Source organism: Citrobacter sp. Cpo089 (assembly GCF_030332695.1).
In the GTDB taxonomy this organism is placed as follows: domain Bacteria; phylum Pseudomonadota; class Gammaproteobacteria; order Enterobacterales; family Enterobacteriaceae; genus Citrobacter; species Citrobacter portucalensis.
Genome location: NZ_JAOWHJ010000020.1, coordinates 1 through 24,146, shown reverse-complemented (window position 1 = coordinate 24,146; position 24,146 = coordinate 1). Strand labels below are relative to the sequence as shown.

The following is a 24,146-nucleotide window of genomic DNA, read 5'->3' as shown; positions in this document are numbered from 1 at the left end:
CATAAGGGAGTATGTGAAAAGCAATTAATTAGCGCGCTACGGTGTAAAGGTGCTATAAATTTCAGCTTAAATTTTTGCCAGTACCATGGACAGACAATCAGAATGACAAAACAAAAAGCAACGTTAATTGGGCTCATTGCCATTGTGCTCTGGAGTACGATGGTCGGACTCATGCGTGGGGTAAGTGAAGGACTGGGTCCTGCGGGCGGCGCAGCAATGATTTTTTCGTTAAGTGGCCTGTTACTGATTTTTACCGTCGGCTTTCCGAATATAAGAAAGATTCCTGTGCGTTATTTAATCGCGGGTAGCGTGCTTTTTGTTACCTATGAAATATGTTTAGCGCTGGCTCTCGGTTATGCGGCTACTCGTCACCAGGCTATTGAAGTCGGTATGGTCAATTATCTCTGGCCGAGTTTAACGATATTGTTTGCTATTTTATTTAATGGTCAAAAAACAACCTGGCTGGTGATCCCTGGATTAATTATCGCATTGACCGGGGTTTGTTGGGTATTGGGTGGTGAAAACGGCCTTAATCCTGGTGAAATTATAAACAACGTTGCCAGCAGTCCGCTGAGCTATTTCCTCGCCTTTTTGGGCGCATTTATCTGGGCAACGTATTGCACGGTGACCAATAAATATGCAAAAGGCTTTAACGGCATTACGGTATTCGTTTTACTGACGGCCGCAAGTTTGTGGGTTTACTATTTTATGACTCCGCAACCAGAAATGATTTTCAGCACTTCGGTGACTATTAAAATGTTCTCAGCGGCATTAACGTTAGGATTTGCCTATGCGGCGTGGAATATTGGCATTTTGCATGGCAACGTGACCATCATGGCCGTAGGTTCCTATTTTACCCCAGTGCTCTCCTCCGCCCTGGCTGCTGTGTTACTCAGCGCCCCGTTGTCGCTATCTTTCTGGCAGGGGGCATTGATGGTTTGTGCGGGTTCGCTACTTTGCTGGTTGGCAACACGCCGCGCCTGAAAAAAATCCGGGTTTTATCGCGCAAATCTAAAACCCGGCTACACTGTAATCAAATTAATGAATAATAAATGTTCATTCCACTTGTGGATTATGTTTATTTTTGTTTAATTAAATGTTAATAATTGGTAATTAATTAACTCAAGAAAATATTTCATGCTTATCTATAATCCTCGATATGTATATATTACACCTGCGTGACTAACGTCATTTAAACCATAGGCGGCACAATAGTCCCCTACGTAAATATACCCATTCAGATTTGTCACATATAAAGATTAATACAATCAGCTATATTATGTAGATCTGGATCACACAAACTCAAATATTTCGCAATATTATGAAACTTATTATTGAACTTATACCACTGCGTCATTTAAAAATAGTTTGCCATTGACGAACCCCTTCGTTTAGCAATGGTTTAGGAAACACACCAAGAAAAAATTATAAGGATTATTTAGAATGAAACTTAAATTAGTTGCAGTGGCAGTGACTAGCCTGTTGGCGGCAGGTGCGGTAAACGCAGCTGAGGTATATAACAAAGACGCAAACAAACTGGATATCTACGGTAAAGTTCACGCTCAGCATTACTTCTCTGACGACACCAGCAGCGATGGCGACAAAACCTACGCACGTCTGGGCTTCAAAGGCGAAACTCAGATCAACGACCAACTGGTTGGTTTTGGTCAGTGGGAATATGAATTCAAAGGCAACCGTTCCGAAAGCCAGGGTTCCGAAGCAGACAAAACCCGTCTGGCATTCGCTGGCCTGAAATTCGCTGAATACGGTTCTTTCGACTACGGTCGTAACTACGGCGTAGCTTACGACATCGGCGCATGGACCGACGTCCTGCCTGAGTTCGGTGGTGATACCTGGACCCAGACCGACGTATTCATGACCCAGCGTGCTACCGGCGTTGCAACCTATCGTAACACCGACTTCTTCGGTCTGGTTGAAGGTCTGAACTTTGCCGCTCAGTACCAGGGCAAAAACGATCGTACCGATGAAGTTGAAGCGAACGGTGATGGCTTCGGTCTGTCTACTACCTATGAATACGAAGGTTTCGGCGTTGGTGCTACCTATGCGAAATCTGACCGTACCGATCGTCAGGTGCGCAACGGCACCAACGGTCTTTACGCTTCAGGTCAGAATGCGGAAGTGTGGGCTGCTGGTCTGAAGTATGATGCGAACAACATCTACCTGGCGACCACCTACTCCGAAACCCGCAATATGACCACATTCGGTAAAATCGACGGTATTGCTAACAAAACTCAGAACTTTGAAGCTGTTGCACAGTACCAGTTCGACTTCGGCCTGCGTCCGTCCATCGCTTACCTGAAATCCAAAGGTAAAGATCTGGGTGCATACGGCGACCAGGATCTGGTTGAATACGTAGACCTGGGTGCTACCTACTACTTCAACAAAAACATGTCTACCTTCGTTGATTACAAAATCAACCTGCTGGATGACACTAACTTCACTAAAAATGTTGCGCAGATCAGCACTGACAACATCGTGGCTGTTGGTCTGAACTACCAGTTCTAATTTTGTTGTAGTCTGAATACAAAGCCAGTCCTTCCAGGGCTGGCTTTTTCTCTTAATGTAGACTCGGTCATAAGGAGTATGCCGTGCAGACATTCACTGGTCGTTGTCTTTGCGGACAGAGTCATTTTACCGTTGACGTCGAAATGCTGGATGTCTATGCCTGCCACTGTACGCTGTGTCAGAAATGGTCAGGCGGCATCGCCATGTATCTGGAAGCCAGCGCTCACCCGCTGATGTCGCCAGAATCGGCAGAACCTTCGCACTTCCCTTCTTCAAATCGTGGTGAACGGTTCTTCTGTTCCGGCTGCGGATGCCCACTGTGGTTTACGTTGACGGACAGCGATCGCTACTTTATTCCGTGGACACTTCTGGAACTTAATGAGGTAGATCGCCGCCGCCTGATATTAGCGGCAGAAATCTATACGGAAACACAGCCTGCGTTCTGGAGATTGACGGGGCAATACGCTCGACTGAGTGGGAAAGAAGTCGAAGAGATGGATTACCCCTGTCATTTAGCTCACTAGTTATTAACGTTGTACCTTTGCCAGACTGAACCACATTCCTATCGCTAATACGATAAGCATGCTGCCGGCGCTGCTTAATGCCACGCTATGTGACCAGGTGAACGCTTCTCTGGCAGCCGTCAGCAATGCTTCACTCAGTGACGGCGGGAGCGAGTGCGCCAGTTGTACCGCCTCCCCCATTGACGATGAGGCACGTTCCATTTCCTGCGCATTAAGTCCGGCTGGCGGCAGAATCGATGCAGAAAAGCTACGGCTCAACAGCAAACCAAAGATAGCGATCCCAAGTCCTGCCCCCAGTTCATAAGCCATTGTCTCAATGGCGCCCGCGGCCGCGGCTTTTTCCGCCGGCGCTGCTGCCATGATAGCCGCTGTTGAAGCCAGGAGCGCACTGGCGGCGCTGAAACCGAGCAAAGCCATCAAAATCCAGGCTTGTACCTGTTGGCTACTGAAATCCGTCATCGCCAGGCCGTAAAAACTAACGGCGCTCAGCGCCATGCCCGCCGTTGCCACACAACGTAATCCCAGGCGTGAAACCAGCATACCGGCAATCGGTCCGCTGAAACCACTGGCCAGCATCACCGGCAGCATGAACAACCCTGCCTGATACGGTGTTAAACCGTGAACAAACTGTAGTTCCTGTGCCATCAGCAACTCGAAACCCACCAGCGTTATCATCGCGGTCATCGCCATCACTACGCCACTTAAGATAATGCGATGCGTGAACAGACGCATATCAATCATCGGGCGGGCTGCCGCAAGCTGGATACGGACAAACTGCCACAACAGTAAAGCGCCGGTTAACAGCGTCAGGGCGATGGCAACGGTCGCCGTATGCCCTTTTAGCGCGGTTTTGGCGCTGTAAACCAACAGCAGAATGGCAACAATCAGCATGATCGCATGACCAAAATTTAACGATTGATCGCGACGTCCGGCCTGGCGTGGCACTAAGCGTGCGGTTAAGGCCATTACCACCAGGACAATTGGCACATTAATTAAGAATACGGACCCCCAGTAGAAGTGCTCCAGCAGCATCCCGCCAACCAGTGGGCCAAACGCCGCACCGCCGGAACCGACCGCTGCCCAGACGCCGAGCGCCATATTTCGATGCCGTTGCTCAGAGAACGTGGCGCGAATACCCGCTAGCGTTGCCGGAACAATCATCGCCGCGCCAATCGCCAATACCGCCCGGGTGGCAATCAGCCAGCTTGCGCTATGAGCAAAAGCGGCCGCCAGCGATGCGAGACCAAATAATCCACCGCCTAACAGCAGCAGACGTTTAAAGCCGATGCGATCCCCTAGCGCGCCCATTGGCAATACCATACCGGCCATTACCAGGGAATAAATATCAATGATCCACAGCAGCTCGTTACCACTGGCACCCAGCGTCATACTCAGCGTGGGCGCGGCAACGTGCAGCACCGTTGCATCAATCGCAACAGGGATGTAGACCAGCACAATAATGACTAACGTTAACCACTGACGAAACATAAAACTCCCTAACGAAACCAAAACTGGACACATGTCCAGCTTTAGCGATCCTACGGAAAATTGAACATATGTCCAACTTTTTGTTAGACTGCGATCTATACGGATACAGGAGGAATGATGAGCTATCTAAATCGGGATGAACGTCGGGAAGTGATTCTGCAAGCGGCAATGCGTGTCGCACTTGAAGAAGGATTTTCCGCCATGACGGTTCGACGCATTGCTGCTGAAGCTCACGTCGCGACGGGCCAGCTACATCACCATTTCGCCTCTGCCGGTGAGCTCAAATCCCAGGCATTTGTGCGCCTTATCCGCACCCTACTTGATGCCGAACTGGTCAGCGAAGACGCCAGTTTCCGTGAGCGACTGCATGCGATGCTAGGCAGTGAAGATGGTGGTCTGGAACCCTATATTAAGCTATGGCGTGAAGCACAGGTTGTTGCGGGTAAAGATCCGGAAATTAAAAGCGCCTATCTGTTGACCATGCGAATGTGGCACGAAGAAACCGCCAACATTATTACCCAAGGACAGAAAGCCGGTGAGTTCTCATCCACGCCTGATGCCGCCGACGTCGCATGGCGTTTAATCGCATTAGTCTGCGGCCTGGATGGTATGTACATATTAGGTATTGAGGAAATGGCCGATCCTGCATTCGATCGTCATCTTGATCGTATGATTACGCAGGAGTTATTTATTTGATGTAATAGATGAATTAACAATACATCTTTTATGCTTACAATTAGTAACACTTAAGCAACGTGTAATTCTCCTATCACGCCGCGTTATTGCACTTTTTTATCTATTCTTTCAGTCAATATTCCTAAAACTTTTCAATAGTTTCTAAAAAGAAGCCGCGCGGCGCTGCATGCGTTTATTTCTTTTTCATGAACGGCATGTGCATGGAGAATAATATGTCATCATCAAATGAGAAAAATAATCGTTATCTTTTAACGGACTGGAAACCAGAGAACCCCGGCTTTTGGGAAAATAAAGGCAAGCACATTGCGCGCAGAAATCTCTGGATATCAGTAAGTTGCCTGCTGCTTGCGTTCTGCGTCTGGATGTTGTTCAGCGCCGTTGCCGTAAATCTGAATAAAATTGGCTTTAATTTCACCACCGACCAACTGTTTTTATTAACGGCACTGCCTTCTCTTTCTGGTGCAATATTGCGCGTTCCCTACTCCTTTATGGTACCTATATTTGGTGGGCGTCGTTGGACCATTTTTAGTACGATTATTCTGGTTATTCCCTGTGTCTGGCTCGGATTTGCCGTGCAAAATACCACTACTCCGTTCGGTGTATTTATTATCATTGCGCTGATGTGTGGTTTTGCTGGCGCTAACTTTGCCTCCAGCATGGGCAATATCAGCTTTTTCTTCCCCAAAGCGAAGCAAGGTAGCGCATTAGGCGTTAACGGTGGTCTCGGCAACCTCGGCGTCAGCGTGATGCAGTTGATCGCGCCACTGGTTATCTTTCTGCCCATATTTACCTTTTTGGGCGTACAGGGCGTACCACAAGTTGATGGCTCGTTATTGTCGCTGGCCAATGCCGCATGGATTTGGGTGCCGTTACTGCTGATAGCCACCGTGGCAGCGGGCATGGGAATGAACGACATTGCCAGCTCGAAGGCCTCAATTGCCTCCCAGTTACCGGTCCTCAAGCGTTTTCATCTGTGGTTATTAAGTCTGCTGTATCTCGCCACCTTCGGTTCATTTATCGGTTTTTCGGCAGGCTTTGCCATGCTGGCGAAAACCCAGTTCCCCGACGTGAATATCCTGCAACTGGCGTTCTTCGGCCCCTTCATCGGCGCGCTTGCACGATCGGCGGGCGGTGTTATCTCTGACAAGTTTGGTGGTGTACGTGTCACCTTAATTAACTTCATCTTTATGGCACTGTTCAGCGCCCTGCTGTTTCTCACTTTGCCCGGCTCGGGCGAAGGTAGCTTTATCGCGTTTTACCTGGTGTTTATGGGCTTGTTCCTGACCGCGGGTCTGGGTAGCGGTTCAACCTTCCAGATGATTGCGGTGATCTTTCGCAAAATCACAATTTATCGGGTGAAGCTGCATGGCGGTACTGAAGAGCAAGCTCAGCGGGAAGCGGTAACCGATACCGCAGCCGCCCTGGGATTTATCTCCGCCATTGGCGCTGTGGGGGGCTTCTTCATTCCTAAAGCGTTTGGCTCATCGCTGGCATTGACCGGCTCTCCTGTGGGTGCCATGAAAATATTCCTCGTGTTTTACATCGTCTGCGTGCTGGTGACCTGGTTGGTCTATGGCCGTAAATCACAAAAAAAATAACAAAATGGATACCGCAGGATCGGACATTTAGGTAGGCCGGATCAGGCCTGGCGTTCGATTCACCGTCGGCAATATTATCTAAGCAGGAGTTATGTCATGAGTAAACTGTTAGACCGCTTTCGCTACTTTAAACAAAAGGGCGATACGTTTGCCGAGGGGCATGGGCAAGTAATGCACACCAACCGGGACTGGGAAGACAGCTATCGTCAGCGCTGGCAGTTCGACAAAATTGTGCGTTCTACCCACGGCGTTAACTGTACCGGCTCATGCAGCTGGAAGATCTACGTTAAAAACGGGCTGGTGACCTGGGAAACGCAGCAAACCGACTACCCGCGTACCCGTCCTGACCTGCCAAATCATGAGCCCCGTGGCTGTCCACGCGGCGCCAGTTACTCGTGGTATCTCTATAGCGCGAACCGCCTGAAATATCCGCTGGTGCGTAAACGCTTAATCGAATTGTGGCGCGACGCCCTCTCCCGCCAGCCCGATCCGGTGCTGGCCTGGGAATCCATTATGAACGACCCGCAAAAATGCCAGAGCTACAAGCAGGTACGCGGGCGCGGTGGGTTTATCCGTTCTAACTGGAAAGAGCTTAATCAGCTGATTGCTGCCGCCAACGTCTGGACGGTGAAAACCTACGGCCCGGATCGCGTGGTCGGCTTCTCCCCGATCCCTGCGATGTCGATGGTTTCCTATGCCGCCGGCACACGCTATCTCTCGCTAATCGGCGGAACCTGTCTGAGCTTCTATGACTGGTACTGCGACTTACCGCCCGCGTCACCGATGACCTGGGGCGAGCAGACCGACGTTCCTGAATCCGCCGACTGGTATAACTCCAGCTATATCATCGCCTGGGGCTCTAACGTGCCGCAGACCCGTACCCCGGATGCGCACTTTTTCACAGAAGTACGCTACAAAGGCACCAAGACGATTGCCATTACGCCGGACTACTCGGAAGTCGCTAAACTATGCGACCAGTGGCTGGCACCTAAACAAGGGACCGACAGCGCGCTGGCAATGGCGATGGGCCACGTCATCCTGAAAGAGTTCCACCTCGACAATCCCAGCGATTATTTCCTCAATTACTGCCGTCGCTATACCGACATGCCGATGCTGGTTTTACTGGATGCCCGGGAAGATGGCAGCTACGTGCCTGGACGCATGATGCGTGCTTCAGACCTTGTCGATGGTCTGGGCGAAAGCAACAATCCAGAGTGGAAAACGGTAGCCTTTAACAGCGCAGGTGAACTGGTTGTCCCGAACGGATCTATCGGTTTTCGCTGGGGGGAGAAAGGCAAATGGAACCTGGAACCACTGGCGGCTGGCGCTGAAACTGAACTTTCTCTTTCGCTGCTCGGTCAGCATGATGAAGTGACCGGCGTCGCATTCCCCTATTTTGGCGGCAACGAAAACCCACATTTTCGCAGTGTAAAACAAGAACCGGTGCTGATCCGTCAACTGCCGGTAAAACATCTTACCCTCGCTGACGGTAGCCGTTGCCCGGTAGTGAGCGTCTATGATCTGGTGCTGGCGAATTATGGCCTCGAACGTGGTCTGGATGACGTTCATAGCGCACAAGATTACAGCGAAGTGAAAGCCTACACCCCGGCCTGGGGCGAGCAAATTACCGGTGTGCCACGCCGTCATATCGAACAGATCGCCCGTGAGTTTGCCGATACTGCGCACAAAACGCATGGCCGTTCGATGATCATTCTCGGGGCTGGCGTCAACCACTGGTATCACATGGATATGAACTACCGTGGCATGATTAACATCCTGGTGTTCTGTGGTTGCGTGGGACAAAGCGGCGGCGGCTGGGCGCACTATGTGGGTCAGGAGAAACTGCGTCCGCAAACCGGTTGGTTGCCGCTGGCCTTTGCGCTGGACTGGAACCGTCCGCCGCGTCAGATGAACAGCACTTCGTTTTTCTACAACCACTCCAGCCAGTGGCGTTATGAAAAACTCACCGCGCAGGAACTCCTCTCTCCGCTGGCCGATGCGTCGAAGTTTAGCGGACATTTGATTGACTTTAACGTGCGGGCTGAACGAATGGGCTGGCTGCCGTCTGCGCCGCAGCTTAACCTCAACCCTCTGACCGTTAAAGCAAAAGCCGAACATGCAGGACTATCTCCTGCGCAATACACCGCACAGGCGCTGAAGTCGGGTGATATTCGTTTTGCCTGCGAACAGCCTGATAACGGCAAAAACCATCCGCGCAACCTCTTCGTCTGGCGCTCTAACCTGCTCGGCTCCTCCGGTAAAGGGCATGAATACATGCTCAAATATTTGCTGGGTACCGAAAGCGGGCTCCAGGGGGAAGCGCTCGGTTCAAGCGAGGGTATTAAACCTGAAGAGGTTGAATGGCAGTCGGCGGCGATAGAGGGCAAGCTCGATCTGCTGGTCACGCTCGATTTCCGTATGTCCAGCACCTGTTTGTTCTCCGATATCGTTCTGCCAACCGCTACCTGGTATGAAAAAGACGATATGAATACCTCGGATATGCATCCGTTTATTCACCCGTTGTCTGCGGCGGTCGACCCGGCATGGGAATCGAAGAGCGACTGGGAAATTTATAAAGGCATCGCCAAAGTATTTTCTGAGGTTTGCGTCGGACACCTTGGACAAGAAACGGATGTCGTGTTGCAACCGCTGCAACACGACTCTCCGGCAGAGCTGGCGCAGCCGTTTGACATTCAGGACTGGCGCAAAGGCGAATGCGATCTCCTCCCGGGCAAAACGGCACCGAATATCGCCGTTGTGGAGCGTGACTACCCCGCCACCTACGAACGCTTTACTTCACTTGGCCCGCTCATGGACAAACTCGGTAATGGCGGGAAAGGCATTGCGTGGAATACCCAGGCGGAAGTCGATTTCCTCGGCAAGCTGAACTACACCAAGCGCGAAGGCCCGGCAAAAGGACGCCCGCTGATTGACACCGCGCTGGATGCCTCTGAGGTGATCCTTGCCCTGGCACCGGAAACAAACGGTCAGGTGGCGGTGAAAGCCTGGGAAGCGCTGGGGGCGATGACCGGACGCGACCATACGCATCTGGCGTTGAACAAAGAAGACGAGAAGATCCGTTTTCGCGATATCCAGGCGCAGCCGCGCAAAATCATCTCCAGCCCCACCTGGTCCGGGTTGGAAAGTGAACATGTTTCCTATAACGCAGGCTATACCAACGTCCACGAGCTGATCCCATGGCGTACCCTGTCCGGTCGCCAGCAGCTGTATCAGGATCATGCGTGGATGCGTGCGTTTGGTGAAAGTCTGGTGGCGTATCGTCCACCTATCGATACCCGCAGCGTCAGTGAAATGCGCGAGGTTCCGCCTAACGGCTTCCCGGAAAAAGCGCTCAACTTCCTGACGCCGCACCAGAAATGGGGGATCCACTCCACCTATAGCGAAAACCTGCTGATGCTGACGCTGTCGCGCGGCGGGCCGATTGTCTGGATCAGTGAAACCGATGCCAAAGAGCTGGGTATTGAGGATAACGACTGGATTGAAGCCTTCAACGCCAACGGTGCGCTCACCGCGCGTGCAGTGGTGAGTCAACGCGTGCCACCGGGAATGACCATGATGTATCACGCTCAGGAGCGAATCATGAATATCCCTGGCTCAGAGGTGACCGGGATGCGCGGCGGGATCCATAACTCGGTGACCCGCGTCTGCCCGAAACCCACGCACATGATAGGTGGCTATGCGCAGCTGGCATACAGCTTCAACTATTACGGTACGGTCGGCTCTAACCGCGATGAGTTCATCATGATTAGAAAAATGAAAAATATTAACTGGCTGGATGATGAAGGTCGCGATCAGGTACAGGAGGCGAAAAAATGAAAATACGCTCACAGGTAGGCATGGTTCTTAATCTGGATAAGTGCATCGGCTGCCACACCTGCTCCGTCACCTGTAAAAACGTCTGGACCGGACGTGAAGGGATGGAATATGCGTGGTTTAACAACGTCGAGACTAAACCGGGGATTGGGTATCCAAAAAACTGGGAAGATCAGGAAGAGTGGCAAGGCGGCTGGGTTCGCGATGTTAACGGCAAGATAAGACCGCGTCTGGGCGGTAAGATGGGCGTCATCACCAAAATTTTCGCCAACCCGGTGATCCCGCAAATCGATGATTACTATGAGCCGTTTACCTACGATTATCAGCATCTGCATAGCGCGCCGGAAAGCAAGAATCAGCCCACCGCGCGTCCGCGTTCGCTGATTGATGGAAAGCGGATGGACAAGATTATCTGGGGTCCAAACTGGGAAGAACTGCTTGGCGGCGAATTTTCAAAACGTGCCCGCGACCGTAACTTCGAGAAGATGCAAAAGGAGATGTACGGCCAGTTCGAAAACACCTTCATGATGTATTTACCGCGCCTGTGCGAGCACTGCCTGAACCCAAGCTGTGTCGCCACCTGCCCAAGCGGTGCTATCTATAAGCGTGAAGAAGACGGCATTGTGCTGATCGACCAGGACAAATGTCGCGGCTGGCGCTTGTGCATCAGCGGCTGTCCGTACAAAAAAATCTACTTTAACTGGAAGAGCGGTAAGTCTGAGAAGTGCATTTTCTGCTACCCGCGTATTGAGTCCGGCCAGCCGACGGTATGTTCGGAAACCTGCGTTGGGCGTATCCGTTATCTCGGCGTATTGCTCTACGACGCCGACCGCATCGAAGAAGCGGCCAGCACCGAGCATGAGACCGATCTCTATGAGCGTCAGTGCGATGTATTCCTCAATCCGCACGATCCGGCGGTCATTGAAGAGGCGTTAAAACAAGGTATTCCGCACAACGTCATCGAAGCGGCCCAACGTTCGCCAGTCTACAAAATGGCGATGGACTGGAAGCTGGCGCTGCCGCTGCACCCGGAATATCGCACCCTGCCGATGGTCTGGTATGTACCGCCATTGTCACCGATTCAGTCGGTCGCCGACGCGGGCGGACTGCCGCACAATGGCAACATTTTGCCGGCGGTTGAGTCGCTGCGAATTCCGGTTCAGTACCTCGCTAACATGCTCAGTGCGGGTGATACCGGTCCGGTGCTGCGCGCGCTGAAACGTATGATGGCCATGCGTCACTATATGCGTGCGCAAACAGTGGAAGGTGTGACGGACACCCGCGCGATTGAGGAAGTGGGTTTGACCGTTGAGCAGGTTGAGGAGATGTATCGCTATCTGGCCATCGCCAACTATGAGGACCGCTTTGTGATCCCGACCAGCCACCGTGAAATGGCGCGCGATGCCTTCCCGGAGAAAAACGGCTGCGGATTTACCTTCGGTGACGGCTGCCATGGCTCAGATACCAAATTCAACCTGTTTAACAGTAGCCGTATTGATGCCATCGACATCACCGAAGTGCGCGATAAAGCGGAGGGTGAATAATGCAAATCCTGAAGGTTATCGGCCTGCTGATGGAATATCCCGACGAGCTGCTGTGGGAGTGTAAAGACGACGCGCTGGCGCTTGTGGCCAGCGATGCCCCCATGCTTACCGAATTTAGCCAGGGATTGCTCAATGCGCCACTGCTGGATAAACAAGCGGAATGGTGCGAAATCTTTGACCGGGGCCGGGCCACCTCTCTGCTGCTGTTTGAGCACGTGCACGCCGAGTCCCGTGACCGTGGTCAGGCGATGGTGGATCTGTTGGCGCAGTATGAAAAGGTCGGGCTACAGCTCGACTGCCGCGAACTGCCTGATCATCTGCCGTTGTATCTGGAGTATTTGAGCGTGTTGCCGGAGGACCAGGCCAAAGAAGGACTGCAGAACGTTGCACCGATTCTGGCTCTGCTGGGCGGGCGCTTAAAACAGCGCGATACGCCGTGGTATCAACTGTTTGACGCCCTGCTGCTGCTTGCCGGAAGCCCTCTTTCGAGTGACAGTGTCACTAAGCAGGTTGGTGCTGAAACCCGCGATGATACCCGTCAGGCGCTGGATGCGGTGTGGGAAGAGGAACAGGTGAAGTTTATCGAGGATAACGCCACCGCCTGCGACAGTTCACCGTTACAAAACTATCAACGACGCTTTAGCCAGGACGTGGCGCCGCAGTATGTCGACGTCAGCGCGGGAGGCCCGAAATGATACAGTACCTGAACGTCTTTTTTTACGATATCTACCCGTACCTGTGCGGTACGGTGTTTATCCTCGGCAGCTGGCTACGCTATGACTACGGGCAATATACCTGGCGCGCCTCTTCCAGCCAGATGCTGGACAAACGCGGCATGGTGCTGTGGTCAAACCTGTTCCACATCGGCATTCTGGGGATCTTTTTCGGTCACCTGTTCGGCATGCTAACGCCGCACTGGATGTATGCCTGGTTCCTGCCGATTGCGGTAAAGCAACAGATGGCAATGATTGCCGGTGGGCTATGCGGCGTGCTAACGCTGGTTGGTGGCGCAGGTTTACTGGTGCGCCGTCTGACCAACCCGCGTATTCGTGCGACATCTTCCACCGCCGATATTCTGATCCTCTGCGTTCTGTTGATTCAGTGTATCCTCGGCTTAACCACCATCCCGTTCTCCGCACAACATCCAGACGGCAGTGAAATGCTGAAACTGGTCGGTTGGGCGCAGTCGGTGGTGACTTTCCAGGGCGGCGCATCTGCGCATCTGGATGGCGTGGCGTTGATTTTCCGTGTGCATCTGGTTCTTGGGATGACTATCTTCCTGCTGTTCCCGTTCACTCGCCTGGTCCACGTCTGGAGTGCGCCGTTTGAGTACTTTACCCGTCGCTACCAAATAGTGCGTTCCCGCCGATAATTGAACTCTGATGCCCGGTAGCGCTTACGCTTACCGGGCCTGCATCGCTATCCCGCTTTTTGTGCGTTATGATGCTTCTCCATTTCAGGGAGAACGCTAATGAAACCACAGGTTTACCACGTCGATGCCTTTACCTCGGTCCCTTTTCGCGGCAACTCAGCAGGTGTGGTTTTACATGCTGATGGACTGAGCGACGCGCAGATGCAGCTCATCGCTCGCGAGCTGCGTCATTCAGAAACCGCATTTCTGCTGACCAGTGACGACAGCGATGTTCGCATCCGCTATTTCACCCCGACGGTCGAAGTTCCTATCTGTGGGCATGCTACCGTCGCCGCGCATTACGTGCGGGCCAGGGTGCTGAGTCTGGGTAACTGCACGGTCTGGCAAACCTCGTTGGCCGGACGTCATCGCGTGGATATTGACGCTACCGGGAACGACTATCGCATTAGCCTTGAGCAAGGTGAACCGGGTTTTGAACCTCCGCTGGAGGGCGCTGTTCGTACTGCGATTCTCGATGCGCTGCACCTGAGCGAAGACGATATGCTGGCAGGCTTACCCATTCAGGTTGCCACGACCGGGCATTCGAAAGTGATGATTCCACTGAAACCCGAGGTGGATCTCGACGCCCTTTCCCCTGATTTACCGGCTTTGACCGCCATCAGCCAACAAATTGGCTGTAACGGTTTCTTCCCTTTTCAAATCCGCGAGGGCGAAAACGCCACTGATGGCCGCATGTTTTCACCTGCTATTGGTATTGTGGAAGACCCGGTTACCGGCAATGCCAACGGTCCAATGGGCGCATGGTTGGTCCACCATGGGCTGATGGCGCATGATGGGAAAACGTTACGTGTTCAGGGGCATCAGGGCCGTGCGCTCAGGCGCGACGGGATTGTTGATGTGACGGTGACTATCTGTGAAAACCAGCCGAAAAAAGTCACCATTACCGGTTCGGCGGTGATCCTGTTTCACGCAGAATGGGCGATAGATTTTTAATTGTTCCCGAAAGCCGGATTAGGCGATGACGCCGCATCCGGCATGACTTCCGATGCCCCTATTTCCCCGCCTCCGGATGCGTATCAAACGCCGCCATTACCGTCGCTAACTCATCTTCGGTAAACCCATGCTTCACGTCATCCACACCCAGTCCAAATCGTTCTTGCAACAACGCATACAAACTGGCGACGTCAGGCAAATTAATCTGCTCTACCGCATGTCCATCCTGATAATGGGTAAAGTGAAAATTGGTTAACGTTAATTTCCCGCCGTCGGGCAGATGACGGCACATCAGCAGATGATGGCGAAAATGTGATTGCGGCCAGTGTGCGGACCAGAAGTTGCCCATCAGATAATCGCTCTGATGCTGCACGACCAGATCGAAACGATACATTGACTGCCAGTGTTCGTGATGACGGAACTGGAGGATCCAATCTTCACCTTCCTGAATCAGCCGATATTCGCCGTGTGGCGTCTTCTGCTCAGTGTTAGCCTGCAGACGAATCGGCGCCGTCAGCGTTTGTCCGCCGAAACCAACGTCGGCGATCCACTGCTCTCCCTGCAATTCAACCAGCAACAGACGATGCGTGCGCGGCGGCAGGCTTGACGGATTTGCCAGTACCACGCGACCGAGAAGGCTACGTACGTTAAAACCGATTTCGCGTAGCGCGCGTTCAAACACGCCGTTCTGTTCAAAGCAATAACCGCCACGACGCGCCGTTACCAGCTTCTCTTCCAGCGACAAATCGTCAAGCTGCATCTCTCTTGGCAGTAATACGTCCAGGTTTTCAAATGGAATCGCGGCGTTATGCAGTAAATGCAGCGCTTGCAAGGTTTCAATGTTGACGTTGGCCGAATCTGACCAGCCAATACGGGCAAAGTAAGCGGTTAAAAAAGGCGTCATACGGAGTTCCTGTTCGATTAATGCAGTACTTATAGCGTATTTTTCGTTTTACGCTGTCGATTTTGTGCGTTGTTAATTCCTGTGAGGCGACAAAATCGCTAATACCGTTAATATCTATGTTTATTGTGGTGTGTTATCTCTCAGCCAAGGAGCATCCATGAGCCATTTTCGTCCGATCGAATTAAAACATGCCAGTCGGCTACTCAATCATGGCCCAACGATATTGATAACCAGCCGGGATGAGCATACCGAGCGGCGAAATGTGATGGCTGCGGCGTGGTCAATGCCCGTGGAATTTGAGCCGCCGCGGGTAGCAATTGTTGTTGATAAGACCGCCTGGTCGCGGGATCTCATTGAACGTAGCGGTAAATTCGGCATCGTTATTCCGGGTATCGCCGCCGTCAACTGGACCTGGGCCGTAGGCAGCGTTTCCGGTCGCGTGGAAGATAAATTCAACTGTTACGGCATTCCCGTGGTGCAAGGACCAGTGCTAGGTTTACCGCTGATAGAAGCGAAATGTCTGGCCTGGATGGAGTGTCGCCTGTTGCCAGCCACGGCGGCACAGGAAAAATATGACACTCTGTTTGGGGAAGTGGTCTCCGCTGCCGCTGATGAGCGAGCCTTCGTGGAAGGACGCTGGCAGTTTGATGATGGCAAGCTCAATACTCTGCATCACCTTGGGGCAGGAACGTTTATCTCCAGCGGGAAACGCATTATCGCAGGTGAATGATAGTATGCTAACGGATGGCAGTTCTGCTCTGTCATCCGCAACTGTTTTCTTAAAACTTCTGAAAAACCAGTTAGATAAATTACTCGCCCTTCCTTGCTGAATCATTCATGTGAATTATAGTTAATCTTGCACTAACGCAAATACCTAATCAAAACGCTATCCGTCAAAGCAGCATCCCCAACTGGACTTTTGAAGTGTCAGAGAGGTTTTACGATGCAACTTAATAGAATCGCACAAAGTTTTATACTTGCTGGGTTACTCACATCGTTTTCTGTTCCCGTTATGGCCGCTGAAGCCCCTAAAGACGCAACTGCCGCCACGCAACAAGCCAACAACGCGCTTTACAACCAACTGCCCTTCTCCGATAACACCGACTTTACCGACGCCCACAAAGGTTTTATCGCTCCACTCCCGCAGGACGTGATCAAAGGCGAACAGGGAAATGTTATCTGGAATCCGCAGCAATATGCGTTCATCAAAGAAGGCGACAAAGCCCCGGATACGGTAAACCCGAGCCTGTGGCGTCAATCTCAGTTGATCAACATCAGCGGGCTGTTTGAAGTAACGGATGGCGTTTACCAGATTCGTAACCTCGATCTGTCAAACATGACCATTATTGAAGGTAAAGAAGGCATCACCGTTGTTGACCCGCTGGTCTCGGCAGAAACAGCCAAAGTCGGGATGGATCTTTACTTTAAAAACCGCGGTCAAAAACCGGTTGTCGCAGTGATTTACACCCACAGCCACGTTGACCATTACGGCGGCGTACGCGGCGTTGTCGATGAAGCCGACGTTAAAGCGGGCAAAGTGAAAGTTTATGCGCCAGCTGGCTTTATGGAAGCTGCGGTCGCTGAGAATATCATGGACGGTAACGTCATGAGCCGCCGCGCGAGCTACATGTACGGCAACCTGCTAAAACCTGATGCCAAAGGCCAGGTCGGCGCGGGACTGGGAACCACGACCTCAGCGGGAACCGTTACCCTGATTGCGCCAACAAATATCATTGAGAAAGATGGACAAAAAGAGGTCATCGACGGCCTGACCTATGACTTCATGCTGGCCCCGGGTTCAGAAGCACCGTCGGAAATGCTGTGGTACATCGAAGAGAAGAAACTGATTGAATCCGCTGAAGATGTCACCCACACCCTGCACAATACCTACTCCCTGCGCGGGGCCAAAATTCGTGAGCCGCTGCCGTGGTCCAAATACATCAACGAAGCGATTGTGCGCTGGGGTGATAAAGCCGAAGTGCTGATGGCGCAGCACCACTGGCCAACCTGGGGTAATGACAAGGTGGTCAGCCTGCTGAAAAGCCAGCGCGATCTGTATCGTTACATCAACGACCAGACGTTACGCATGGCTAACGAAGGTCTGACCCGCGATGAAATCGCCGCCAACTTTAAGCTGCCGGACTCACTGGCCCATACCTGGGCTAACCGCGGTTACTATGGTTCCGTGAGCCATGACGTAAAAGCGACCTATGTGCTCTACCTCGGCTGGTTTGACGGCAACCCGGCAACGCTGGATGAGCTGCCGCCGGAAGAGTCTGCGAAGAAATTTGTCGACTACATGGGCGGCGCTGACGCCATTTTGCAGAAAGCCAAAACCGACTATGACCAGGGTAACTATCGCTGGGTGGCTCAGGTGGTGAGCAAAGTGGTATTTGCCGATCCAAATAACCAGGCCGCGCGTAATCTGGAAGCGGATGCGCTGGAGCAACTGGGTTATCAGGCTGAATCCGGCCCGTGGCGTAACTTCTATCTGACCGGGGCGCAAGAGCTGCGAAACGGCGTAGTCAAAGGTCCAACCCCGAATACCGCCAGCCCGGATACCGTTCGTGCTATGACACCGGAAATGTTCTTCGATTATCTGGCAGTGCATATTAACGGACAAAAAGCGGGTGATGCGAAGTCTGTATTTAACATCGATCTTGGCAGTGATGGCGGTAAATATAAGCTTGAACTGGAGAATGGCGTCCTGAACCATACCGCCAATGCCGAAGCGAAAGATGCCGACGCCACTGTCACGCTTAATCGCGATACGCTGAACAAAATCATCCTCAAAGAAGTGACGCTGAAACAGGCACAAGACAGTGGTGATGTGAAGATTACCGGTGACGGCGCCAAGCTTGATGCCATGCTCGGCTATATGGATAAATTCGAATTCTGGTTCAACATCGTTACACCATAAGCACAACGAAAACGGGCGGAAATCCGCCCGTTTTTTCTTACATGCTGTAGCCAGGTTTTTTAATTAATCTCGCCATCTGCGGCGCAACTTCCGTATCCCACACGCCCTGCCACGCCTCTGGCTCAACTTCATTGAGCGCCACGCTGACTGAACTGTCTTTGCTTTGCAAATGGCGAATAATAACCTCGGAAATATCCGCCGCCAGGGCGGTTTTTTGTTCGTCGGTAAGAGCGCGAGGAAAACATTTAATATCAACGTGCGGCATAGCAGATTCCTTATAGTTTTGGATTGCAGGTAACTTATGCGGACTCTCGTTCTACCAGATGAAAACCGACATCAATAATATCGTCTTCACGCGGAATTTTTTCGATACGATCGGCAAGCAGTGAGGCGGCGCGTTGCCCGATGGCCCGTCTGTCGACGCTGACGGTGGTGATGGCGGGCCGGTTGCTGGCAGCAAAATCCAGATCGCCAAAACCGATTACCGCTAACTCTTGCGGCACGCGTATACCGCGGCTCTCGGCTTCCATGATCGCCCCCTGAGCTAACGTATCTGAGCTACAGACAATGACATCAAACTCGCGATCCGCCAATAGCTGCGTCAATCCTGCGCGCCCCAATGCCAGAGAGGCCGGAAGCGGGACATCCACCTGTGCGTCAGCCGCAATACCATGACGACTCAACGCATCGCACAGTCCTTGTTTACGCTGGCCTGCCCGGCGATCGGCTGTCCATAACAACCCCGGACGTCGATAACCTTTTTCCAACAGATAGTCTGCCACCGCCTGCCCGACCTTTTCATGCGAAAAGCCGACCAGCATATCGATGGGTGTTGGGGTTAAATCCCAGATTTCCACGACCGGGATGGCCGCATTAAGAATCACCTTTTTCAGCTCGGCGGTATGATGAATACCGGTAAGTACTACGCCATCCGGGCGACGAGAAAGCAGCGTCGCCACCAGCTCCGCCTCTGTTTGCGGCGTATAACCCGACACGCAGAGCAAAATGTGGTATCCGCGTTCTGCCAGTTCATCACTTAATGACTGGATGGTATCGACAAACATATTGTTGTTAATTTGCGGAATAACCACGGCGATAAGCTTGCTGCGACGTGATGCCAGTCCCCCAGCCAGTGCGTTGGGAATATAGCCGGTGGCGCGCACCGCCTGCATCACTTTTTCAACCGTTTTCGGGCGCACCATCTGCGGGGTATTCAACGCCCTGCTCACCGTCATGGGTGACAATCCCGCGGTACGGGCAACATCTTCCAGCGTGGGGGCGCGCGGAGGTTTGGGATTTTTCACTGTCGATGCCCTTGTCAAAAATCGCTGATTTATGCTGGCATTATTCATCATGATTTGGGCTATTGCCAGCGACTCTCGGCGATAACGCTGAGAAAACAGCAGCTTAGTTAATTATCGTTAATTAAAATGATAGCGCAATCACAACGGTTTGTGCATTTCTCCATAAAGTACTGGAATGTGACGTCGTTTATAATTTACCACCCTTTTCTCTCTGTATTTGTGAGCAATTGTTCAAATCGCAGTCAATTCGCTGGCGCAGTGATTGCGCTAACATTAAAAATGATAGCGCAATCATTTGTTATCACCAGGAGAGAACAATATGTCTTTAAGTGCCAATTCCGATGCCGTGACCTATGCCAAATCGGCCAACGCCAAAACCGCAGCAGAAACCGGTGACCGTATTGAATGGGTAAAACTGTCTCTGGCTTTCCTTCCGCTGGCAACCCCCGTGAGCGATGCCAAAGTGCTCACCGGTCGCCAGAAACCGCTAACCGAAGTCGCCATAATCATTGCCGAGATCCGCAGCCGCGACGGGTTTGAAGGTGTGGGATTTAGTTACTCCAAGCGGGCTGGCGGCCAGGGGATCTATGCGCATGCCAAAGAAATTGCCGATAACCTGTTAGGCGAAGATCCAAACGATATTGACAAGATCTACACCAAGTTGCTCTGGGCTGGCGCTTCCGTGGGACGCAGCGGCATGGCGGTACAAGCCATCTCCCCTATTGATATCGCATTATGGGATATGAAAGCCAAGCGTGCAGGATTGCCGCTGGCAAAACTGCTTGGCGCACATCGGGACTCTGTGCAGTGCTACAACACCTCCGGGGGATTCCTGCATACTCCGCTGGATCAGGTGCTAAAAAACGTGGTTATTTCCCGTGAAAATGGCATTGGTGGTATCAAACTCAAGGTTGGTCAGCCAAACTGCGCTGAGGATATTCGCCGCTTGACCGCGGTTCGTGAAGCGCTGGGGGATGACTTCCCGCTAATGGTCGATGCCAATCAGCAGTGGGATCGGGAAACCGCCATCCGTATGGGACGCAAAATGGAGCAGTTCAATCTAATCTGGATTGAAGAGCCGCTGGACGCCTACGATGTTGAAGGCCACGCCCAACTGGCCGCCGCGCTTGATACCCCGATTGCCACCGGTGAAATGCTGACCAGCTTCCGCGAACATGAACAGCTGATCCTCGGCAATGCCAGCGATTTTGTGCAGCCCGATGCACCGCGTGTGGGAGGGATTTCACCGTTCCTGAAAATTATGGACCTGGCGGCTAAACATGGTCGCAAACTGGCTCCGCACTTCGCTATGGAAGTTCACCTGCATCTGTCCGCCGCTTATCCACTCGAACCATGGCTGGAGCATTTCGAATGGCTGAACCCGTTATTTAATGAACAACTTGAGCTGCGTGATGGCCGGATGTGGGTTTCCGATCGTCACGGTCTGGGCTTCAGCATTAGCGAGCAGGCGCGCCGCTGGACGCAATTAACCTGCGAGTTTGGCAAACGACCTTAATGTATTTGGCGGGTAAGCAATACCCGCCCTCCTCCCCTACAAAAACGCTCTCAACCTTATGAAAGGAGTGGGTGATGAACACAATAATAAAGCGCACAAAAGTGCGTTACGGCATTCTGATATTTCTGTTTCTTGCGACCGTATTAAATTATGCCGATCGCGCGACGTTATCCGTCGTGGCGCCGATTATGAGCAAAGAATTAGGTTTTGATCCTGAAGCTATGGGGCTGGCCTTTTCTGCCTTCGGTATTTCTTATGTCATTATGCAACTACCCGGCGGCTGGCTGCTGGATCGCTATGGCTCGCGTCTGGTATACGGCTGCGCACTGATTGGCTGGTCGCTGGTGACTATGTTTCAGGGTACCATTTATCTGTACGCCAGCCCGCTTGTCGTATTGATTATCTTACGATTACTGATGGGTGCGATTGAAGCTCCGGCCTTTCCGGCCAATAGCCGATTAAGCGTGCAGTGGTTTCCTAATAACGAACGGGGCTTTGTTACCTCAGTCTATCAGGCCGCGCAATATATCTCGTTAGGGATTATTACGCCGTTAATGACGATTATTTTGCATAATCTCAGTTGGCACTTTGTGTTTTATTACATTGGGGCAATAGGCGTTCTTCTTGGCATCTTCTGGTTGGTCAAAGTCAGAGATCCCATGCATCATCCAAAGGTGAACCAGCAGGAAATTGACTATATCCGGGAAGGTGGTGGTGAACCGTCGCTGGGTAATAAAAAAGAACCACAGAAGATTACCTTTGCGCAAATTAAAAGCGTCTGCGTCAACCGCATGATGATTGGCGTTTACATCGGACAGTTCTGCGTAACGTCAATTACCTGGTTCTTCCTGACCTGGTTCCCTACCTATCTGTATCAGGCGAAAGGCATGTCGATCCTCAAAGTGGGGTTTGTCGCCAGTATCCCTGCCATTGCCGGTTTTATCGGTGGATTATTAGGCGGCGTTTTCTCCGACTGGCTTTTAAAACGCGGCTACAGCCTGACGATTGCCCGTAAGCTGCCGGTTATCTGCGGGATGTTACTTTCCTGCGTCATCGTTATCGCCAACTACACTTCGTCAGAATTTGTGGTGATCGCGGCGATGAGTCTGGCGTTTTTCGCCAAAGGCTTTGGCAATCTGGGATGGTGCGTACTTAGCGATACCTCGCCAAAAGAAGTGCTCGGTATTGCAGGCGGCGTATTCAATATGTGCGGCAATATGGCCAGTATCATCACGCCACTGGTAATTGGCGTCATTCTGGCGAATACCCAGTCTTTTGATTACGCCATTCTGTACGTCGGTTCGATGGGGCTGATTGGCCTGATTTCTTATCTGTTTATCGTGGGTCCATTGGATCGTATTACGCTGACCCCTTCTGTCGCGTAATTTAAACTTATGGCGATAGTTCGCCCGCTGTTCCGGGATTTGCACTCCTGCGGAACAGCGTTTTTTTATTCAAATAATCTTATTGCTTTTCAGTACAGTACGCAGTCTCGGATGCTGACAAACCGCATCGGCGATGGCGCTAATATTCGGCGTGTTGTCCTGAAACCACTCATGCCCTGGTCCCCAGGTGCGCATAACGGCAATGTAAATGTCCAGCAGTGTTAGCTGATCCCCAAATGCGTACGGCTCGGCGCTTAGCTGGTTGTTCAGCCACATATAGAGGGATTTACGGTACTCGATACAGTTCTTTTTCAACTGAGCCGGGGCGTCCGGTACCCATCGATCAGGATAATCGGCATAGGTAAACGTGGGATAGACATTTGCCACCAACCATATCAGCAGACGCTGAAACTGCTGGCGTTCGGCGTGTCCAACGGGTGGTGAAAGTTCGGAGCGACGATCGAGGATCATCAGCGCGATCGCCGCCGTTTCCGTCATCACGCTGCCATTTTCCAGTACCAGCGTGGGCACCTGACACAGTGGATTCATTGTTTTAAGCAACTCTCGTGCAGGGCCATCGCAGTCAAAACCGTCCACATCAATAAAGCTGTAAGGGATATCCGCCAGTGTGAGCATCACTTCACTGATGGCCGATCCCCAGCCCGGCACCCCATAGACCTTAATCATGCTGCAACCCCAAAGTTAAAACCCTAAGTGTAGAGCATGTGGGGAGGTGATCAATTCTGGACCAACTTTTCAGAAATAGGGAGCGGACTATTCCGGCCTTTTTTTATTTGTATCAAAGAAAATTTAGATCGCTTTGTATCCTCATCGCACAAGATTGACGGGTGATTTTATAGGCGATAGCGTGGGTGCGGCGCGTAATTGATTAACACTACAGGACTTTAAATAGAATTTTCTTAAATGGAGTTTTAAACAAATGGCAATTCCCACGTATTTGTGGCTAAAAGACGACGGCGGCGCTGATATCAAAGGCTCTGTCGACATTCATGGCCGTTAAGGAAGTATCGAAATTATTGGCCTGAATCATGGCGTCATGCAGCCCACCGATAAACACAATGGCAAGGCAACCAGTCTCCGCGTCCATTCTCCTTATTCGTTCGACAAGGAGATCGACTCCTCTAGCCTGTATCTCTACAAGGCCGTTAGCTCTGGCCAGAAACTCAAATCCGCCGAGGTGAAATTTTACCGTATTAATAATGCCGGTCAGGAGGTTGAATACTTTTCCACCCTGATGGAAGGCGTGACGATTGTCAGCGTCTGCCCGATGATGCTGGACATCAAAGACCCGTGCTATGAGAAACATAATCACATTGAGCTGGTCGAGCTGTTGTACGAAAAAATCACTTGGCGTTATGCCGACGGTAACATCATGCACTCAGATAGCTGGAACGAACGCGCGACCGCATAAGGAGAAATACTATGGGATGGAAGTATGAGCAGTCGGTAATGACTCCAACTTATTGATAGTGTTTTATGTTCAGATAATGCCCGATGACTTTGTCATGCAGCTCCACCGAT

The 24,146-nt window shown here is 51.8% G+C and carries 20 protein-coding genes and 1 pseudogene; 15 read left to right on the top strand and 6 right to left on the bottom strand.

The window, feature by feature from the left end; translation table 11 throughout:
• Window positions 1-102: 102 nt before the first annotated feature.
• From yddG to OGX92_RS02020, 3 genes are all read left to right on the top strand, one after another.
• Window positions 103-984, top strand: coding sequence for an aromatic amino acid efflux DMT transporter YddG (gene yddG, locus OGX92_RS02030; RefSeq protein WP_063941986.1), 882 nt, complete (start codon window positions 103-105; stop codon window positions 982-984).
• Window positions 985-1,443: 459 nt separating this feature from the next.
• Window positions 1,444-2,526, top strand: coding sequence for a porin OmpD (gene ompD / locus OGX92_RS02025; RefSeq protein ID WP_008784801.1), 1,083 nt, complete (start codon window positions 1,444-1,446; stop codon window positions 2,524-2,526).
• 83 nt (window positions 2,527-2,609) lie between these two features.
• A complete protein-coding gene (locus OGX92_RS02020; RefSeq protein ID WP_003833032.1) occupies window positions 2,610-3,050 on the top strand; it encodes a GFA family protein in 441 nt (146 codons plus the stop codon).
• Between the two features lie 3 nt (window positions 3,051-3,053).
• Here OGX92_RS02020 and OGX92_RS02015 read toward each other — a convergent pair whose 3' ends face one another.
• On the bottom strand, window positions 3,054-4,538 hold the full coding sequence (locus OGX92_RS02015; protein WP_003833034.1) for an MFS transporter: 1,485 nt from the start codon (window positions 4,536-4,538) through the stop codon (window positions 3,054-3,056).
• A 117-nt stretch (window positions 4,539-4,655) separates the two neighbouring features.
• Between OGX92_RS02015 and OGX92_RS02010 the strand changes: the two genes are divergently transcribed.
• The 7 genes from OGX92_RS02010 (at window position 4,656) to OGX92_RS01980 (ending at window position 14,575) form a co-directional block, all read left to right on the top strand.
• Window positions 4,656-5,234, top strand: a complete 579-nt coding sequence (locus OGX92_RS02010) for a TetR family transcriptional regulator (RefSeq protein WP_003833036.1) — start codon at window positions 4,656-4,658, stop codon at window positions 5,232-5,234.
• A 212-nt stretch (window positions 5,235-5,446) separates the two neighbouring features.
• Entirely contained in the window at window positions 5,447-6,832 is a 1,386-nt protein-coding gene (locus OGX92_RS02005) for a NarK family nitrate/nitrite MFS transporter (protein ID WP_286586185.1), read from the top strand.
• Between the two features lie 96 nt (window positions 6,833-6,928).
• A complete protein-coding gene (locus tag OGX92_RS02000; protein WP_267440856.1) occupies window positions 6,929-10,669 on the top strand; it encodes a nitrate reductase subunit alpha in 3,741 nt (1,246 codons plus the stop codon).
• Window positions 10,666-12,210, top strand: coding sequence for a nitrate reductase subunit beta (gene narH / locus OGX92_RS01995; RefSeq protein ID WP_008784807.1), 1,545 nt, complete (start codon window positions 10,666-10,668; stop codon window positions 12,208-12,210). Before OGX92_RS02000 ends, narH begins: the two co-directional genes overlap by 4 nt.
• Window positions 12,210-12,905: a nitrate reductase molybdenum cofactor assembly chaperone gene (narW, locus tag OGX92_RS01990; RefSeq protein WP_003833045.1), complete on the top strand. Its 696-nt coding sequence runs from the start codon at window positions 12,210-12,212 to the stop codon at window positions 12,903-12,905. Before narH ends, narW begins: the two co-directional genes overlap by 1 nt.
• Window positions 12,902-13,582: a respiratory nitrate reductase subunit gamma gene (gene narI / locus OGX92_RS01985; RefSeq protein WP_003833047.1), complete on the top strand. Its 681-nt coding sequence runs from the start codon at window positions 12,902-12,904 to the stop codon at window positions 13,580-13,582. Before narW ends, narI begins: the two co-directional genes overlap by 4 nt.
• A 99-nt stretch (window positions 13,583-13,681) precedes the next feature.
• Window positions 13,682-14,575 carry a PhzF family isomerase gene (locus tag OGX92_RS01980; RefSeq protein WP_286586184.1) on the top strand — a complete coding sequence of 298 codons (894 nt, stop codon included), beginning with the start codon at window positions 13,682-13,684 and terminating at the stop codon, window positions 14,573-14,575.
• Window positions 14,576-14,633: 58 nt separating this feature from the next.
• Here OGX92_RS01980 and nhoA read toward each other — a convergent pair whose 3' ends face one another.
• A complete protein-coding gene (nhoA, locus tag OGX92_RS01975; protein WP_126318064.1) occupies window positions 14,634-15,479 on the bottom strand; it encodes an N-hydroxyarylamine O-acetyltransferase in 846 nt (281 codons plus the stop codon).
• A 157-nt stretch (window positions 15,480-15,636) separates the two neighbouring features.
• On the opposite strand from nhoA, the gene OGX92_RS01970 reads away from it, so the two are divergent.
• Together OGX92_RS01970 and OGX92_RS01965 are read left to right on the top strand one after the other, a co-directional pair.
• Complete coding sequence (locus OGX92_RS01970) at window positions 15,637-16,209, top strand: flavin reductase family protein (protein WP_003833054.1); 573 nt, start codon at window positions 15,637-15,639, stop codon at window positions 16,207-16,209.
• Window positions 16,210-16,422: 213 nt separating this feature from the next.
• Complete coding sequence (locus tag OGX92_RS01965) at window positions 16,423-18,399, top strand: alkyl/aryl-sulfatase (RefSeq protein ID WP_286586183.1); 1,977 nt, start codon at window positions 16,423-16,425, stop codon at window positions 18,397-18,399.
• 37 nt (window positions 18,400-18,436) lie between these two features.
• Here OGX92_RS01965 and pptA read toward each other — a convergent pair whose 3' ends face one another.
• Window positions 18,437-18,664: a tautomerase PptA gene (gene pptA, locus OGX92_RS01960; protein ID WP_286586182.1), complete on the bottom strand. Its 228-nt coding sequence runs from the start codon at window positions 18,662-18,664 to the stop codon at window positions 18,437-18,439.
• A gap of 34 nt (window positions 18,665-18,698) precedes the next feature.
• Window positions 18,699-19,703, bottom strand: a complete 1,005-nt coding sequence (locus OGX92_RS01955; protein WP_286586181.1) for a LacI family DNA-binding transcriptional regulator — start codon at window positions 19,701-19,703, stop codon at window positions 18,699-18,701.
• Window positions 19,704-20,022: 319 nt separating this feature from the next.
• Between OGX92_RS01955 and OGX92_RS01950 the strand changes: the two genes are divergently transcribed.
• Both OGX92_RS01950 and OGX92_RS01945 read left to right on the top strand, forming a co-directional pair.
• Window positions 20,023-21,219 (top strand): L-talarate/galactarate dehydratase, encoded by a 1,197-nt coding sequence (locus OGX92_RS01950; RefSeq protein ID WP_032943493.1) that lies wholly within the window; start codon window positions 20,023-20,025, stop codon window positions 21,217-21,219.
• A 74-nt stretch (window positions 21,220-21,293) separates the two neighbouring features.
• On the top strand, window positions 21,294-22,604 hold the full coding sequence (locus OGX92_RS01945; protein WP_286586180.1) for an MFS transporter: 1,311 nt from the start codon (window positions 21,294-21,296) through the stop codon (window positions 22,602-22,604).
• 69 nt (window positions 22,605-22,673) lie between these two features.
• On the opposite strand, the gene OGX92_RS01940 is transcribed toward OGX92_RS01945, so the two are convergent.
• Window positions 22,674-23,291 carry a glutathione S-transferase family protein gene (locus OGX92_RS01940; RefSeq protein WP_286586179.1) on the bottom strand — a complete coding sequence of 206 codons (618 nt, stop codon included), beginning with the start codon at window positions 23,289-23,291 and terminating at the stop codon, window positions 22,674-22,676.
• 253 nt (window positions 23,292-23,544) lie between these two features.
• Here OGX92_RS01940 and tssD point away from each other — a divergent pair.
• Window positions 23,545-24,036 (top strand): annotated as a pseudogene (gene tssD / locus OGX92_RS01935) (type VI secretion system tube protein TssD).
• A 49-nt stretch (window positions 24,037-24,085) separates the two neighbouring features.
• Here tssD and OGX92_RS23420 read toward each other — a convergent pair.
• Window positions 24,086-24,146 (bottom strand): IS1 family transposase (locus OGX92_RS23420; protein WP_071528444.1); only part of this gene is annotated, 61 nt, incomplete at its 5' end.

Excerpts from the sequence above, each read along its gene's own strand:
- yddG (WP_063941986.1), top strand. The coding sequence starts at position 103 with ATGACAAAACAAAAAGCAACGTTAATTGGGCTCATTGCCATTGTGCTC.
- ompD (WP_008784801.1), top strand. The coding sequence starts at position 1,444 with ATGAAACTTAAATTAGTTGCAGTGGCAGTGACTAGCCTGTTGGCGGCA.
- OGX92_RS02015 (WP_003833034.1), bottom strand. The coding sequence starts at position 4,538 with ATGTTTCGTCAGTGGTTAACGTTAGTCATTATTGTGCTGGTCTACATC.
- OGX92_RS02010 (WP_003833036.1), top strand. The coding sequence starts at position 4,656 with ATGAGCTATCTAAATCGGGATGAACGTCGGGAAGTGATTCTGCAAGCG.
- OGX92_RS02005 (WP_286586185.1), top strand. The coding sequence starts at position 5,447 with ATGTCATCATCAAATGAGAAAAATAATCGTTATCTTTTAACGGACTGG.
- OGX92_RS02000 (WP_267440856.1), top strand. The coding sequence starts at position 6,929 with ATGAGTAAACTGTTAGACCGCTTTCGCTACTTTAAACAAAAGGGCGAT.
- narH (WP_008784807.1), top strand. The coding sequence starts at position 10,666 with ATGAAAATACGCTCACAGGTAGGCATGGTTCTTAATCTGGATAAGTGC.
- narW (WP_003833045.1), top strand. The coding sequence starts at position 12,210 with ATGCAAATCCTGAAGGTTATCGGCCTGCTGATGGAATATCCCGACGAG.
- narI (WP_003833047.1), top strand. The coding sequence starts at position 12,902 with ATGATACAGTACCTGAACGTCTTTTTTTACGATATCTACCCGTACCTG.
- OGX92_RS01980 (WP_286586184.1), top strand. The coding sequence starts at position 13,682 with ATGAAACCACAGGTTTACCACGTCGATGCCTTTACCTCGGTCCCTTTT.
- nhoA (WP_126318064.1), bottom strand. The coding sequence starts at position 15,479 with ATGACGCCTTTTTTAACCGCTTACTTTGCCCGTATTGGCTGGTCAGAT.
- OGX92_RS01970 (WP_003833054.1), top strand. The coding sequence starts at position 15,637 with ATGAGCCATTTTCGTCCGATCGAATTAAAACATGCCAGTCGGCTACTC.
- OGX92_RS01965 (WP_286586183.1), top strand. The coding sequence starts at position 16,423 with ATGCAACTTAATAGAATCGCACAAAGTTTTATACTTGCTGGGTTACTC.
- pptA (WP_286586182.1), bottom strand. The coding sequence starts at position 18,664 with ATGCCGCACGTTGATATTAAATGTTTTCCTCGCGCTCTTACCGACGAA.
- OGX92_RS01950 (WP_032943493.1), top strand. The coding sequence starts at position 20,023 with ATGTCTTTAAGTGCCAATTCCGATGCCGTGACCTATGCCAAATCGGCC.
- OGX92_RS01945 (WP_286586180.1), top strand. The coding sequence starts at position 21,294 with ATGAACACAATAATAAAGCGCACAAAAGTGCGTTACGGCATTCTGATA.
- OGX92_RS01940 (WP_286586179.1), bottom strand. The coding sequence starts at position 23,291 with ATGATTAAGGTCTATGGGGTGCCGGGCTGGGGATCGGCCATCAGTGAA.